Source organism: Streptomyces toyocaensis (assembly GCF_000725125.1).
Lineage (GTDB): Bacteria > Actinomycetota > Actinomycetes > Streptomycetales > Streptomycetaceae > Streptomyces > Streptomyces toyocaensis.
In genome coordinates, this window is sequence record NZ_JFCB01000007.1 from 81,244 (window position 1) to 93,311 (window position 12,068).

The following is a 12,068-nucleotide window of genomic DNA, read 5'->3' on the forward strand; positions in this document are numbered from 1 at the left end:
GCACATTTCCTGGTACTGAGAGACTTTCCTGCCACGGACAGCGGCGGACAGCGATCGAGTGCACTGCGGGAGCGAGTGGTGAGCGGAACGTCCGAAGGGCCGGCGCCCGCGACAGAACTCGACCGGCCGGCCGACACGGAGAGTGAGATCATCGCGTCTCAAGGTGCCGGGCCCCCCGCCGCGCGCCCCCTGTCGCCCCCCTCACCCCCCTCGTACCGCTCCGTCTTCACGGCCGCGCCGCTCGCCATGGCCGTGGTCGACCGCGAGGGCATGGTGACCGGCGCCAACGCCGCGCTCGCCGGCCTGCTGGGGCGCGACCCCGACACCCTGGCCGGCGCCGTCGCCGCCGACCTGGTGGACCTGACCTCGGACGCCCGCACCTGGCACGCCTACCGGGAGATGCTGCGCGGACGCCGGGCCAGGCTGCGCTGCACGCGCCGGCTGAAGCACCCCGAGGGCCACGCGCTCTGGGTGCGGGTGACCGTCTCCCCGCTGCCCGCCGACGACGGGGGCGTGCTGCTGTCGGTCGCCGACATCAGCGACCACCGCGAACTCCAGGAGCGCCTGCGGCACCTGCGCATGCACGACCCGGTGACCCGGCTGCCCAACCGCACCCTGTTCTTCGAACGGCTGACCACCGCACTGGAGGCGGAGTCGTACGAGGAGAGCGGCACCGGCCGGATCGGGCTGTGCTACCTCGACCTGGACGGGTTCAAGGCCGTCAACGACACCCTGGGCCACCGCGTCGGCGACCAGTTGCTCGCCGCCGTCGCCGAACGGCTGACGCGCTGCGCGGAGGAGGCCGGCCGGACCAGGACCGGCACGCCACTGGTGGCCCGGCTCGGCGGGGACGAGTTCGCGCTGCTGGTCGAGGACTCCACCGGCACCGATCAGCTCGCCGACCTCGCCGAGTCGCTGCTCGGCGCGATCCAGGCGCCCTTCGACCTCTCCGGCCGGATGCTGTCGGTCTCCGCCTCGATCGGGGTGGTCGAGCGGCACGCCGCGGGGACCACGCCGACCGCGCTGATGCAGGCCGCCGACACGACCCTGTACTGGGCGAAGGCCGACGGCAAGGCCCGCTGGACGCTGTTCGACCCGGAGCGCAACGCCCACCGCGTGACCCGCCAGGCCCTCGCGTCCGCGCTCCGCCCCGCCATCGACCGGGGCGAGTTCGCGCTGGAGTACCAGCCGCTGGTGGGCATGGAGGACGACCGGGTGCACGGCGTGGAGGCGCTGATCCGCTGGCACCATCCGCGGTTCGGCACCCTGACGCCGAATCGGTTCATCTCACTGGCGGAGGAGGACGGCTCGATCGTGCCGCTCGGCCGCTGGGTGCTGCGCACCGCCTGCCGTCAGGCCCGCGACTGGCAGGTGGAGCACCCGGACGGGCCGCCGATCTTCGTCAGCGTGAACGTGGCGGTCCGTCAGGTGTGGGACTCCGATCTGGTGGCGGACGTCGCCGACACCCTCGCCGCGACGGGCCTGGCACCGCGGCTGCTCCAGCTGGAGCTGACCGAGTCGGCGATCATGGGGTCGTCCGGCCGGCCGATCCAGGCACTGAAGGCGCTCAGCGACATGGGCGTGCGCATCGCCATCGACGACTTCGGCACCGGCTACTCGAACCTGGCCTATCTCAGCCGGCTGCCGGTGTCGGTGCTGAAGCTGGACGGCTCCTTCGTCCGGGGCTTCCAGCTCGAGGACCGCGCCGCCAAGGCCAGCCCGGCGGACGAGGTCATCGTCGAGGCGATGGTGCAGCTCGCCCACCGGCTGGGTCTGACGGTCACCGCGGAGTGCGTGGAGACCTCGGCGCAGGCCACCCGGCTGCGCCGGATCGGGTGCGACACCGGTCAGGGCTGGCTGTACTCGCGTCCGGTGTCGCCGGACCGCATCTCCGAGCTGCTGAACACGCCCGGGGTTCAGGCGGGCGTGGGCAATCCGTAGACGTCGGCGATCAGTTCGTAGGACCGCAGGCGTACGTCACCGCTGTGGGCGTTGGCGGTGAGCATCAGTTCGTCGGCGCCGGTGCGCTTCTGCAGGTCGTCCAGGCCCGCGCGGACCTCGTCCGGGGTGCCGTGGACGACGTTGGCGTTCCAGGAGTCGACGAACTCCCGCTCCATCGGGGTGAAGGGGTGGGCCTCCGCCTCCTCCGGGGTGGGGACCAGGCCGGGGCGGCCGGTGCGCAGCCGGACCATGTTGAGCGCGGCGGCCAGCACCTGCCGGCGGGCCTCCTTCTCGTCGTCGGCCGCCAGCGCGGAGACGCCGATGAGGGCGTAGGGCGCGTCGAGCACCTCGCTGGGGCGGAACGTCTCGCGGTAGAGGTCCAGCGCCGGGATCGTGTTCTGCGCCGAGAAGTGGTGCGCGAAGGCGAAGGGCAGCCCGAGCACGCCGGCCAGCCGGGCACTGAAACCGGAGGAACCGAGCAGCCAGACGGGCGGGCGGTGCGGCGACTGCACGCCGCCGGGCGAGGTGGCCTGCACCGGGCCCGGCACGGCGTGGATCCGGCGGTAGGGGTGTCCGTCGGGGAAGTCGTCGTCCAGGAAGCGGGTGAGCTCGGCGAGCTGCTGGGGGAAGTCGTCGGCGCCCTCGTTCAGCCGGTCGGTGCGGCGCAGGGCGGCCGCGGTGGCCCCGTCGGTGCCGGGGGCGCGGCCGAGACCGAGGTCGATCCGGCCCGGGGCCATGGCCTCCAGGGTGCCAAACTGCTCGGCGATGACCAGCGGCGCGTGATTGGGCAGCATCACCCCGCCGGAGCCCAGGCGGATGCGGTCGGTGTGCGCCGCCAGGTGGGCCAGGATGACCGCCGGGGAGGAGGACGCCACGCCCGGCATCGAGTGGTGCTCGGCGACCCAGTAGCGGTGGTAGCCGCGGGACTCGGCGAGCCGGGAGATCCCGACGCTGGTCCGCAGGGCGTCGGTGGCGGTGCGGCCGGCGCCCACGGTGACCAGGTCCAGGACCGAGAGCGGGACGGGGGCGTCCCCGTGGGCCGTGCCTCGGATGCCGTCGGCTGCGGTGTCGTCTGCGGCCACGGTGGGGTGCCTCCTGTGTCTCGCCCTGCGGTGTTCCCGCCCGACAACAGGAGGCGCCCCCCGTCTATTCCGCCGTCACACCTGCACGATCGGCTCCCGCGTGAACAGCGCGCCCAGCTCCGGGGCGTTCACCCGGCGGTCGGCCAGGCGCAGGCACTCCCAGGCCGTGACCTGGTTGGCGGTGAGGACCGGCTTGCCCAGCTCCTTCTCCAGGGCGGGGATGTGGGCGATCGTGTGCAGGGCGGTGTCCGGCAGGAGCAGGGCCTCCGCGTCGGGGGTGTCGGCGGCTCGGGCCAGGGCGAACAGCTCCTCCTCGCCCCAGGAGCCGACCTCCGCGGCCGTGACGACGCCGGACCCGCGCACCCTGGTCACCTCCACGCCGCCGGTCCGCAGGAACTCGGCGAAGAGCGCGGCCACGTCGTCCGGGTACGTGGCGCCGACGGCGATCCGCCGCGCCTCGATCTCCCGCAGCGCGTGCACGAAGGCGAAGGAGGTGGACGACGCGGGCATGCCCGCCGCGCGGGCCAGGTCGCGCACCTGCGCGTGGGCGCCGTCCCAGCCGTGCACGAAACTGCCGCCGGCCCACACCACCGCCTCGGCGCCCGACAGGCGCAGTTGCTGGAGCCCGGCCGCCAGCCGCTCGGGCGTGCCCATCTGCATCAGGGCGTCCGCCCGGTGGGCGTCCTCACCGACGTCGGTGTGCACCAGGTCCACCCGGATGTCGCTGCCCAGCAACTGCTCGATACGCGGATAGTCGTCCTCTGCGGAGTGGCCCGGATAGAGGATTCCCAGTGCGGTCATGTCCAGCCTTCCTGCTGCTTCTCTTCCGGCTCGTCGGGCGGTACGGAACCGGACCCTCCGGCCCGGCGGTGCGGTCCCGGGGGGCGCCGACGCGTGGGTCGGCGCCCGATACGGTCCCACCGCTCGGGTACCCAATCGGCGCAGCGCCGCCCACCTGGTCACCTGGTTGGCCGAGATGAGCGGTATGCGCGTTTCCGCCTCCGGCCGGGCCCCGGTCGACCACCCCCCACGCCGGCGCGGTTACGTCCCCGGTCACTGACGTGGCCGGACAGGGGGAGTGCATTCCGGACGGCTTCGCGGGTGATCGGCACCCGGTCGCCCGGGAGCCGGGCCGTCCAGGTGATACCGCGTTTGACCAGCGTGACCTCGATGTATCGATCACCCATGCGTTCCATCGTGCTCCCCCGGTCAGGAGTGGCTCCGTGGGAATCGGGGCCGAAACCGGCCGGAATAACATGCATGGGTTCGGGTAGCCGCGCCGCCATGGCTCCACCTATAGGACAACCACACAGACCAGGCGGGAAGAGTCCCGGGCCGTCACGCCGATCGCTGCTCGCGGGGGTCGCGGCGCTCGGCGCGCTGGGTGCCGCGGGCTGCTCCCGCGTCCCCACGGAGGCGAGCACGAACGGCGGTGACCTGCTGGACCGGCTCAAGGCCGCGGGTGTGGTCCGTCTGGGCATCGCCGGTGAGATCCCGTTCGGCTACATCGACAAGAACGGAGAGCTGACCGGTGAGGCGCCGGAACTGGCCAAGGTGATCTTCAAGCGGCTCGGTGTGGACCGGGTGCAGCCCGTGCCCACGGAGTTCGGCTCGCTGATCCCGGGCCTCAACTCCCAGCAGTTCGACGTCGTGGCCGCCGGGATGTACGTCAATCCGGAGCGCTGCGAGCAGGTCATCTTCTCCGACCCCGACTACCAGATGCTCGATTCGTTCATCGTGCGCAAGGGCAACCCGCTGGGGCTGCGCGACTACCGGGACGTCGTCGAGAAGAAGGCCAAGTTCGCCACCGGCACCGGGTACGCGGAGATCGCGTACGCGGTCGAGGCCGGGTACAAGGAGAGTGACATCCTGATCGTCCCCGATCAGGTCGCCGGCCTGAACGCCGTCGAGGCCGGACGTGTGGACGTCTTCGCCGGGACCGCCCTCACCACCCGCGAGGTGGTGAAGAAGTCGGGCAAGGCGGAGGTCACGGAGCCCTTCAAGCCGATCGTCGACGGCAAGCCGCACGTGGACGGCGGCGCCTTCGCCTTCCGGCCCACCGAGACGAAGCTGCGGGACGCCTTCAACGCCGAGCTGGCCGAGCTCAAGGAGAGCGGCGAACTGCTCCGCATCCTCAAGCCCTTCGGTTTCACCGAGGACGAGATGACGGATCTGACCGCGAAGGAGTTGTGCGGCGGATGACCTCGGGACTCTGGGAACTCGTACTCAAGGGCGTCTGGGTCACGATCCAGCTCCTCGTGCTCAGCGCGCTGCTGGCGACGGCGGTCTCCTTCGTCGTCGGTGTCGCGCGCACCCACCGGCTGAAGTTCGTCCGCTTCCTGGCGGGCTTCTACACCGAGGTGTTCCGCGGAACCTCGGCGCTGGTGATGATCTTCTGGGTGTTCTTCGTGCTGCCCCCGGCCTTCGGCTGGCAGCTCGTGCCGCTGTGGGCGGGCACGCTGGCACTCGGCCTGACCTACGGGGCGTACGGCTCGGAGATCGTCCGCGGCGCCCTCGCCGCGGTCGACCCGGCCCAGCGTGAGGGCGGCATCGCGCTCAGCTTCACGCCCTGGCAGCGGATGAAGCTGATCCTGCTGCCGCAGGCGGTGCCGGAGATGATCCCGCCGTTCTCCAACCTGCTGATCGAGCTGCTCAAGGGCACGGCCCTGGTGTCGATCATGGGCATGGGCGATCTGGCGTTCAGCGGCAACCTGGTGCGCCTGGCCCTGCAGGAGAGCGCCGAGATCTACACCTACATCCTGGTCATCTACTTCGTGATCGCCTTCCTGCTCACCCGGCTCATGCGCGGTCTTGAGAAGAAGCTGAAGGCGGGGGCCGGCAAGGCCCGGGTCCGCAGGCCGGACCCGGAGCCGAAGCGGCCCGAGACCACCAACGCGGGAGGTGCGGTCCGATGAAGTGGGACTGGAGCGCGGTCGCCGACTTCATGCCGTACTTCTGGGACGGTCTGCTGGTCACCCTGCAGATCCTGGTCCTCGGCTCGCTGATCTCGTTCGCGCTGGGTCTGGTGTGGGCGCTGCTGATGCGGGTGCCGACGCGCTGGGTGACCTGGCCGGTCGGGGCGGTGACGGAGTTCGTCCGCAACACTCCGCTGCTGGTGCAGCTGTTCTTCCTGTTCTACGTGCTGCCCGAGTGGGGGATCACCTTCTCGGCGCTGACCACCGGCGTCTTCGCCATCGGGCTGCACTACTCGACGTACACGATGCAGGTCTACCGGGCCGGTATCGAGGCCGTGCCGGTGGGCCAGTGGGAGGCGGCGACGGCGCTGAACCTGCCGCTGCGCCGGACGTGGACCGCGGTGATCCTGCCGCAGGCCGTGCGCAGGGTGGTGCCGGCGCTCGGCAACTACGTCATCTCGATGCTGAAGGACACGCCGCTGCTGATGGCGATCACCGTGCTGGAGATGCTCGGTGAGGCCCGGCTCTTCGCCCAGCAGCAGTTCCAGTTCACCGAGCCCCTGACGGTGATCGGCTTCGCCTTCATCGTCATCTCCTACCTGGCCTCCCTTGCCCTGCGAGCCCTGGAGCGACGCCTTGTCCACTGACACCCACGCCCCGTTCGAGAAGGATCCCGGCAGCCCGCGCGGCACCGGCGAGCTGATCCGGCTGGAGAAGGTCACCAAGCGGTTCGGCGACCACACGGTCCTGGACAACCTCGACTTCTCCGTCGACACCGGCAAGCACGTCACACTGATCGGTCCGTCCGGTTCGGGCAAGACCACGATCCTGCGGCTGCTGATGACGCTGCTGAAGCCCGACGAGGGCACGATCACCGTCGACGGGGACCGGCTGTTCCCCGCGTCCGAGAAGCAGGTCCGCGAGGTCCGCAAGAAGATCGGGATGGTGTTCCAGCAGTTCAACCTGTTCCCGAACATGACGGTGCTGCGGAACATCACCGAGGCACCGGTCACCGTGCTCGGCATGTCCAAGGACGCGGCCGAGGAGCGGGCGCGGGAGCTGCTGGAGATGGTCGGGCTGAGCGAGCACATCGACAAGCACCCCGCCCAGCTGTCCGGTGGCCAGCAGCAGCGGGTGGCGATCGCGCGGGCGCTGGCGATGCGCCCGCAGGTGCTGCTCCTCGACGAGGTGACCTCGGCCCTGGACCCGGAGCTGGTCGCGGGTGTGCTGGACGTGCTGCGGGACATCGCCCGCTCCACGGACATCACCATGCTGTGCGTGACCCACGAGATGAACTTCGCCCGGGACATCTCGGACCAGGTGCTGATGTTCGACTCGGGCCGGATCATCGAGGCCGGTCCGCCGGAGAAGATCTTCAGTGAGCCGGAGCACGACCGTACGCGGGAATTCCTCAGCGCGGTCCTGTAACCACGGGGCGTGAACGGCAAGCGTCGAGGTCCGCGCCCTGGGTCATCCCTACGGCATATGCCAGTGGGCCGGCGCCGCAGTTGAGGGGGCCGCGATCCTGTCAACCCCCGCTTCCCGCCGCCCCTTCGGCGGCTATCGTGGAGGGGATTCGCCGACCGGATTGCGGCCCGACAGCGAGCGCAGGGGGACACCGTGGCGCCGAGGCACGAGCCGACCGCGTCGCACCACTCGGCCCAGGACGCCCTGCGCGTCCTGGAGACGGTGGCGCGGCGCGGCGCAGGAGTCAACGACACCGAACTCACCCGCGAGACCGGCATCGGCACGGAGCGGCTGACCACCCTCCTGCGGATGCTGCGCCGCGAGGCCTACGTCGAGCAGATCGCCGACGGCGCGTACGTCGCCGGAGCCGCCTTCACCCGCCTCGGTTCCGCCGAGGGACACGCACAGGCGCTGCGCGAGAAGCTCCAGCACACCCTGGACCGGCTGCGCGACTCCGTGGGCGCCGCCGTCTACCTCAGCCGGTACATCGACGGCGAGGTCACGGTCACCCAGTACGCGGACAGCCCGGACGCCCCGAAGGTCAACGAGTGGGTGGACTTCCGCCGCTCCGCGCACGCCACGGCGGTCGGCAAGAGCCTGCTCATCCAGCTCGACCACGACGGCCGGCGCGACCACCTCGCCCGGCACCGGCCGGCCCGGCTCACCTCGCGCACCATCACCAGTGACCGGCTGCTGCTGTCCCGGCTGGCGTCGCAGCCGCCCACGGTTCCGGTCCTGGACCTCCAGGAGTACGCGGTCGGCACGGTCTGCGCGGCCGTACCGGTCACGGCCGGTTCCGCGGTGGGCTGCCTGGCGCTGTCCCTCCCGGTCGAGCACGCCCATCGGCTGCGCCGGGCCGCGGACACCCTGAACCGCAACGCGGCCCCGGTGCTGCTCTCGCTGTCGATCTAGGACCGGACAGCGCCCGTGCCCCGCGGGCGGTGGTCGGAACCATCGCCCCGGGCCGGGTATTATTTTCTCTGTCGCCGGCCGCGGAAGCGGACGGCGGGAGTCATGCGCCGCTAGCTCAGTTGGTTAGAGCAGCTGACTCTTAATCAGCGGGTCCGGGGTTCGAGTCCCTGGCGGCGCACCTGGAAGGGCCTCTCGTGGGAGCGAGAGGCCCTTTGACGTCGTCGGGCTTAGAACGTGACGTCGGAGCAGGCGTAGAAGGCGTTGCCCGTGTCGTGCACCGTCCACACCGCGAGGATCACGTGGTGGCCGCTGAGACCGGAGGGCAGACGGCCGCTGTGCGACAGGGTCTGCGGCGGGCGCTGGCCGTTGTAGGGCACCGTCAGGAACGGCGTGAGGTCGAGGTCGGACCGGGACAGGTTGTGGGCCTGGTTCCAGCCCGGCTTGGTGACGTAGTACTTGAAGTCGGTCGTGGCGTGCATGGCCGTGAACTGCCACCGGAAGGTGTAGGTCTGGCCGCCCGACACGGCAGTGGTGGGCCAGGCGCCGCCCGAGGGGGTGCGCGGGCTGTCGAGCGGGGCGAACGGCGCGTTGCCCGCCGAGCAGATCCGTCCGTCGGCGGGCCCGGAGGCGGGGAAGCCCTTCGGGCCCTCGACGCTCTGCGGCTCCCACTGGATGGCTCCGCAGTTGGTGACCGTGCCGTTCTGGCAGAGCTTCTGCCGGCTGATCGGCAGATCGGTGTAGCCGTGGCCGCTGGCACCGCCGGAGGAGAGCACGAGCGCTCCGGTCGTCGCCAGTCCCACCGCGGCCGCGTACATCTTGGTCCGTGTGCGCATGCTGCCGCTCCTGGAGAACGTGGGGGAGTTTCACTGAGCCTGCAAGTAGGTCTAGACCAAGTTCAGATTATGGTCGCGCGCTGAACATGTCCATACCAATCGCAGGGCCCGTTCTCCGCCGGTTCACGGACCCGTCTCCCCCCGCCCCGCGCAGAACGCCACCGTCAGGTCCTTCACCAGCACCTTGCGTTCGCAGTCGTCCAGTTCCACGAGTCCTCGCGTCGTGAGCCTGGTCACCGTGTCCTCCACCGAATCCACGACCGAGCTGAGCACGCTCGCCCGGCGCTGGGCGTCCAGCGCCGCGATCCTGCGCCGGTGCATCGCGGCGGCCACCTCGGGCGCGTACTCCACCCGCACCGGACGCACCGCGAACACCTCCACACCCACCGGCGCGGCGTCCGCCGCCACCAACCGGGTCAGCCCGTCCTGCGCCGCCTCCGTCTCGCCCCGCCCCGCGCCCGGCGCCGCCAGCGGCACCCGCAGCAGCGCCGCCTCGACGCACGCGCGCAGGTACGTCTCGTGGTCCTCGACACCCAGCGTCGCCCGCGCGGTGTCCCGCACCCGCCACGCCACCAGCACGGCCACCCGCAGCGGCACCCCGCCCCGGTCGGCCGCCCGCATCGGCTCACCGCGCCAGTGCCGCAGCCGCACGTCGACCCTGCGGCGCAGCAGCAACGGATTGACCCACAGCAGCCCGGTCCGCCGGACGGTCCCCCGGTAGCGGCCGAACAGGTCCAGCACCCAGGCACGCCCGGTCCGCCCCCGGGCCAGCCCGCCGAACCCGAACAGCCCGAGGGCCCCCGCCCCCGCGTACGCCGCCCACTGGGCGGGCCCGGGTCCGGCCGCGCCCGCGCGCGCGGCGAGGCCGAGCGCCTCCGCCGGCAGCACCCCCGCCCACCACGAGGTGGCCACGCACCCGGCGGCCCCGCACAGCCCGGCGAGCACCCCCGCGGCACCGGGCAGCACCCGGGCGGGCCGCTCCACCAGATCGGGGTCGACCAGGGGGACGGCGGGGCGGGGCCGCTCCCCCGTGTCCCGCCCGGTGCCCGGGCGGCGGGTGACGACGGCCGGCCGCAGCCGCACCGGTTCGGGGGCGGGGTGGTCGCGGTCGCCGCGACCACCCCGGTCGTCGCGGAAGAGCAGGTGGACGGGGATCTCGGTGGTGGACTCGGTGTGGATGAGCCGGACCGGGCGGACGGCCGGCGCGGCGTCCGAGGGCTCCCCGGGCTCGGGGACGTGCTCGGGGATGTGGGACGTCGTCGTGGTCATGCGTGCCTCCAGCCTCCGCGCCAGATGTCACGTCGGGGGACCCGGACGCCGGGAAGGCCCCGACGTCCGGGGTGGGTCATGAGCAGAGCCGCCGCCAGGTCTCCGGGCCCGGGCAGCCGTCCCCCGCGCCGCCGCGCCGGCCCTGGACGCGCCGGACGGCCCCCACGGTGCGGCGGCCCTCCTCGCACCGGCGCGGCCCCGGCCCGCTGGTGCGGTGGCGGCCGAACCCCTTCCGCACGAGCTGCCTCCCGAGCCGGGTGACATGAATGTTCTCGGCACCGGGACGGAAGGGCCCCCGCCCCGGACAGCCCGGCACCCCCAGCGGGGAGGGGGCGGGCGACGCACCGGTCAAACCGGAAGCGGAAGCTCCGGATGAGACGTCCCGGCCCGCGCCGGCCACCAGCGGCTCCCACCTCGACGGCCCCGGCAGCCCGTCGGCGGCGGCGCCCCGCCGGCCCTGCGCCTCCTGGCACACCCGGGTCGCCACGCGGTCCTCGCCCGACCTGCGCGGGCCCCGCGGGGAACGGTGGAAGCGCCCGGCACCGCGACGCACCGGCACGCGGCCGGGCTCCGTCACGGAGGAGCCGTGCGCGCAGGGGCCGAAACAGGCCACTTTGGGGAACGGCGTCCGGGGCGGCAGGAGGGACGGCACCGCCGCGGCCACGACCCCCGCTCCCGCCGCACCGTCGGTGACCCCTCTGCGGCGGTACGGGACACAGCGCGCCGGGGCCACCCGGCCTCCCGGCCCGTGTGACGTCGCCGTCGGTCCCTGCGGGCTGCCGCCCGGCCCACCTGCCTGACCTGCGGAAACGTCCGGTCCGCCGGTCTGCTGGACGGGCGGGGGCGCGGACGCCGCGGCGGGAGCCGCGGGGGCGCCGGTCGCGGCGGACGCTCCAGCGGCCACGACGAGGGCGGTCCGGTGCGCCGCCGGACCGCATTCCTCGAACACCGGAGACTCCATGCGATTCCCCTCACACGCCCGCTCATTTCCTCCACACCCGTGCACGACGGCAGTTTCGCAACCGCCCTCCCGGCGCGCACACGGTGACGGTCCGAATGACGTAGAGGAACGGCGGCCGGTCCGGAGGTGCGGCGGACCCCGGTGGTCGGAGGCACCCTCCGGCGTCCTGTAGAGTTACGCCGTCAGCGCGCGCCGCTAGCTCAGTTGGTTAGAGCAGCTGACTCTTAATCAGCGGGTCCGGGGTTCGAGTCCCTGGCGGCGCACCGACAGGACGGGCTCCTCGTGCAGACGAGGGGCCCGTCGGTTTTTGGCCGGATATCCTCTCGCCCGCGCTGAACGCGGGCCCCCTCGCCACACGTATGGGACTGTGGCCCCACGAGTCCCACTCGGGCGTCACAATGGGCGCGTATGTCCGGGGTACATCGCGTTTCGCACCTTGCGATCATGATGCACACCGTAGAACCTGGTCTCTTCACGATGCCGTGGATACGCGGCTGTTGGGGGCCGGGAACCGGTTGCCGACCAGGCGGGGCGAGGGGTCCCGTCTCCGGGGCGATGCCGAGGGGGGCATCATGCAACCGGAAGGACGCTGCGCGGTGTCTATAAAGTGTGGATGACGTGGTGACAGCGGTCGACCACTGACACGTCCGTGAAGGTCGAGGGGGACCGGGGCGGACGTATGGAAGCG

General features: G+C 72.1%; 11 protein-coding genes, 2 tRNA genes and 1 pseudogene. 8 read left to right on the forward strand and 6 right to left on the reverse strand.

The features are described 5' to 3' along the window. Positions 1 to 78: 78 nt before the first annotated feature. On the forward strand, positions 79 to 1,941 hold the full coding sequence (locus BU52_RS10540) for a putative bifunctional diguanylate cyclase/phosphodiesterase (RefSeq protein WP_037931806.1): 1,863 nt from the start codon (positions 79 to 81) through the stop codon (positions 1,939 to 1,941). On the opposite strand, the gene BU52_RS10545 is transcribed toward BU52_RS10540, so the two are convergent. The 3 genes and pseudogenes from BU52_RS10545 to BU52_RS36245 all read right to left on the reverse strand — a co-directional run. Then, positions 1,917 to 3,023, reverse strand: coding sequence for an LLM class flavin-dependent oxidoreductase (locus BU52_RS10545; RefSeq protein WP_037931810.1), 1,107 nt, complete (start codon positions 3,021 to 3,023; stop codon positions 1,917 to 1,919). The genes BU52_RS10540 and BU52_RS10545 overlap by 25 nt on opposite strands. A 75-nt stretch (positions 3,024 to 3,098) precedes the next feature. Further along, positions 3,099 to 3,824, reverse strand: coding sequence for a maleate cis-trans isomerase family protein (locus BU52_RS10550; protein ID WP_037931812.1), 726 nt, complete (start codon positions 3,822 to 3,824; stop codon positions 3,099 to 3,101). A 257-nt stretch (positions 3,825 to 4,081) separates the two neighbouring features. Beyond that, a pseudogene (locus BU52_RS36245) lies at positions 4,082 to 4,210 on the reverse strand (DUF3830 family protein); the annotation flags it as partial. Positions 4,211 to 4,307: 97 nt separating this feature from the next. Here BU52_RS36245 and ehuB point away from each other — a divergent pair. The 6 genes from ehuB to BU52_RS10580 all read left to right on the forward strand — a co-directional run bounded on the left by ehuB (position 4,308) and on the right by BU52_RS10580 (position 8,495). Beyond that, the gene (gene ehuB, locus BU52_RS10555; RefSeq protein ID WP_037931815.1) at positions 4,308 to 5,225 is read left to right on the forward strand and encodes an ectoine/hydroxyectoine ABC transporter substrate-binding protein EhuB; all 918 of its coding nucleotides are present in this window, start codon (positions 4,308 to 4,310) and stop codon (positions 5,223 to 5,225) included. Beyond that, entirely contained in the window at positions 5,222 to 5,938 is a 717-nt protein-coding gene (gene ehuC, locus BU52_RS10560; protein ID WP_037932140.1) for an ectoine/hydroxyectoine ABC transporter permease subunit EhuC, read from the forward strand. Before ehuB ends, ehuC begins: the two co-directional genes overlap by 4 nt. Continuing rightward, positions 5,935 to 6,585 (forward strand): ectoine/hydroxyectoine ABC transporter permease subunit EhuD, encoded by a 651-nt coding sequence (gene ehuD / locus BU52_RS10565; protein ID WP_037931818.1) that lies wholly within the window; start codon positions 5,935 to 5,937, stop codon positions 6,583 to 6,585. The genes ehuC and ehuD overlap by 4 nt, the downstream gene beginning before the upstream one ends. After that, positions 6,575 to 7,366 (forward strand): ectoine/hydroxyectoine ABC transporter ATP-binding protein EhuA, encoded by a 792-nt coding sequence (ehuA, locus tag BU52_RS10570; RefSeq protein ID WP_037931820.1) that lies wholly within the window; start codon positions 6,575 to 6,577, stop codon positions 7,364 to 7,366. The genes ehuD and ehuA overlap by 11 nt, the downstream gene beginning before the upstream one ends. Before the next feature lie 192 nt (positions 7,367 to 7,558). After that, positions 7,559 to 8,317 (forward strand): IclR family transcriptional regulator, encoded by a 759-nt coding sequence (locus BU52_RS10575; protein ID WP_037931823.1) that lies wholly within the window; start codon positions 7,559 to 7,561, stop codon positions 8,315 to 8,317. Between the two features lie 104 nt (positions 8,318 to 8,421). Continuing rightward, positions 8,422 to 8,495: transfer RNA gene (locus BU52_RS10580), tRNA-Lys, on the forward strand. Between the two features lie 49 nt (positions 8,496 to 8,544). Here the strand turns inward: BU52_RS10580 and BU52_RS10585 are convergent. The 3 genes from BU52_RS10585 to BU52_RS35925 all read right to left on the reverse strand — a co-directional run bounded on the left by BU52_RS10585 (position 8,545) and on the right by BU52_RS35925 (position 11,380). Beyond that, positions 8,545 to 9,150 carry a lytic polysaccharide monooxygenase auxiliary activity family 9 protein gene (locus BU52_RS10585; protein WP_037931825.1) on the reverse strand — a complete coding sequence of 202 codons (606 nt, stop codon included), beginning with the start codon at positions 9,148 to 9,150 and terminating at the stop codon, positions 8,545 to 8,547. Between the two features lie 123 nt (positions 9,151 to 9,273). Further along, entirely contained in the window at positions 9,274 to 10,419 is a 1,146-nt protein-coding gene (locus tag BU52_RS10590; RefSeq protein ID WP_037931827.1) for an SPFH domain-containing protein, read from the reverse strand. A 76-nt stretch (positions 10,420 to 10,495) separates the two neighbouring features. Beyond that, positions 10,496 to 11,380 carry a peptidoglycan-binding protein gene (locus tag BU52_RS35925; RefSeq protein WP_107061131.1) on the reverse strand — a complete coding sequence of 295 codons (885 nt, stop codon included), beginning with the start codon at positions 11,378 to 11,380 and terminating at the stop codon, positions 10,496 to 10,498. Positions 11,381 to 11,569: 189 nt separating this feature from the next. Between BU52_RS35925 and BU52_RS10600 the strand changes: the two genes are divergently transcribed. After that, positions 11,570 to 11,643, forward strand: a tRNA-Lys gene (locus BU52_RS10600). The last annotated feature ends 425 nt before the right edge of the window (positions 11,644 to 12,068 follow it).

Excerpts from the sequence above, each read along its gene's own strand:
- BU52_RS10550 (WP_037931812.1), bottom strand. The coding sequence starts at position 3,824 with ATGACCGCACTGGGAATCCTCTATCCGGGCCACTCCGCAGAGGACGAC.
- ehuB (WP_037931815.1), top strand. The coding sequence starts at position 4,308 with ATGGCTCCACCTATAGGACAACCACACAGACCAGGCGGGAAGAGTCCC.
- ehuC (WP_037932140.1), top strand. The coding sequence starts at position 5,222 with ATGACCTCGGGACTCTGGGAACTCGTACTCAAGGGCGTCTGGGTCACG.
- ehuD (WP_037931818.1), top strand. The coding sequence starts at position 5,935 with ATGAAGTGGGACTGGAGCGCGGTCGCCGACTTCATGCCGTACTTCTGG.
- BU52_RS10585 (WP_037931825.1), bottom strand. The coding sequence starts at position 9,150 with ATGCGCACACGGACCAAGATGTACGCGGCCGCGGTGGGACTGGCGACG.
- BU52_RS10590 (WP_037931827.1), bottom strand. The coding sequence starts at position 10,419 with ATGACCACGACGACGTCCCACATCCCCGAGCACGTCCCCGAGCCCGGG.
- BU52_RS35925 (WP_107061131.1), bottom strand. The coding sequence starts at position 11,380 with ATGGAGTCTCCGGTGTTCGAGGAATGCGGTCCGGCGGCGCACCGGACC.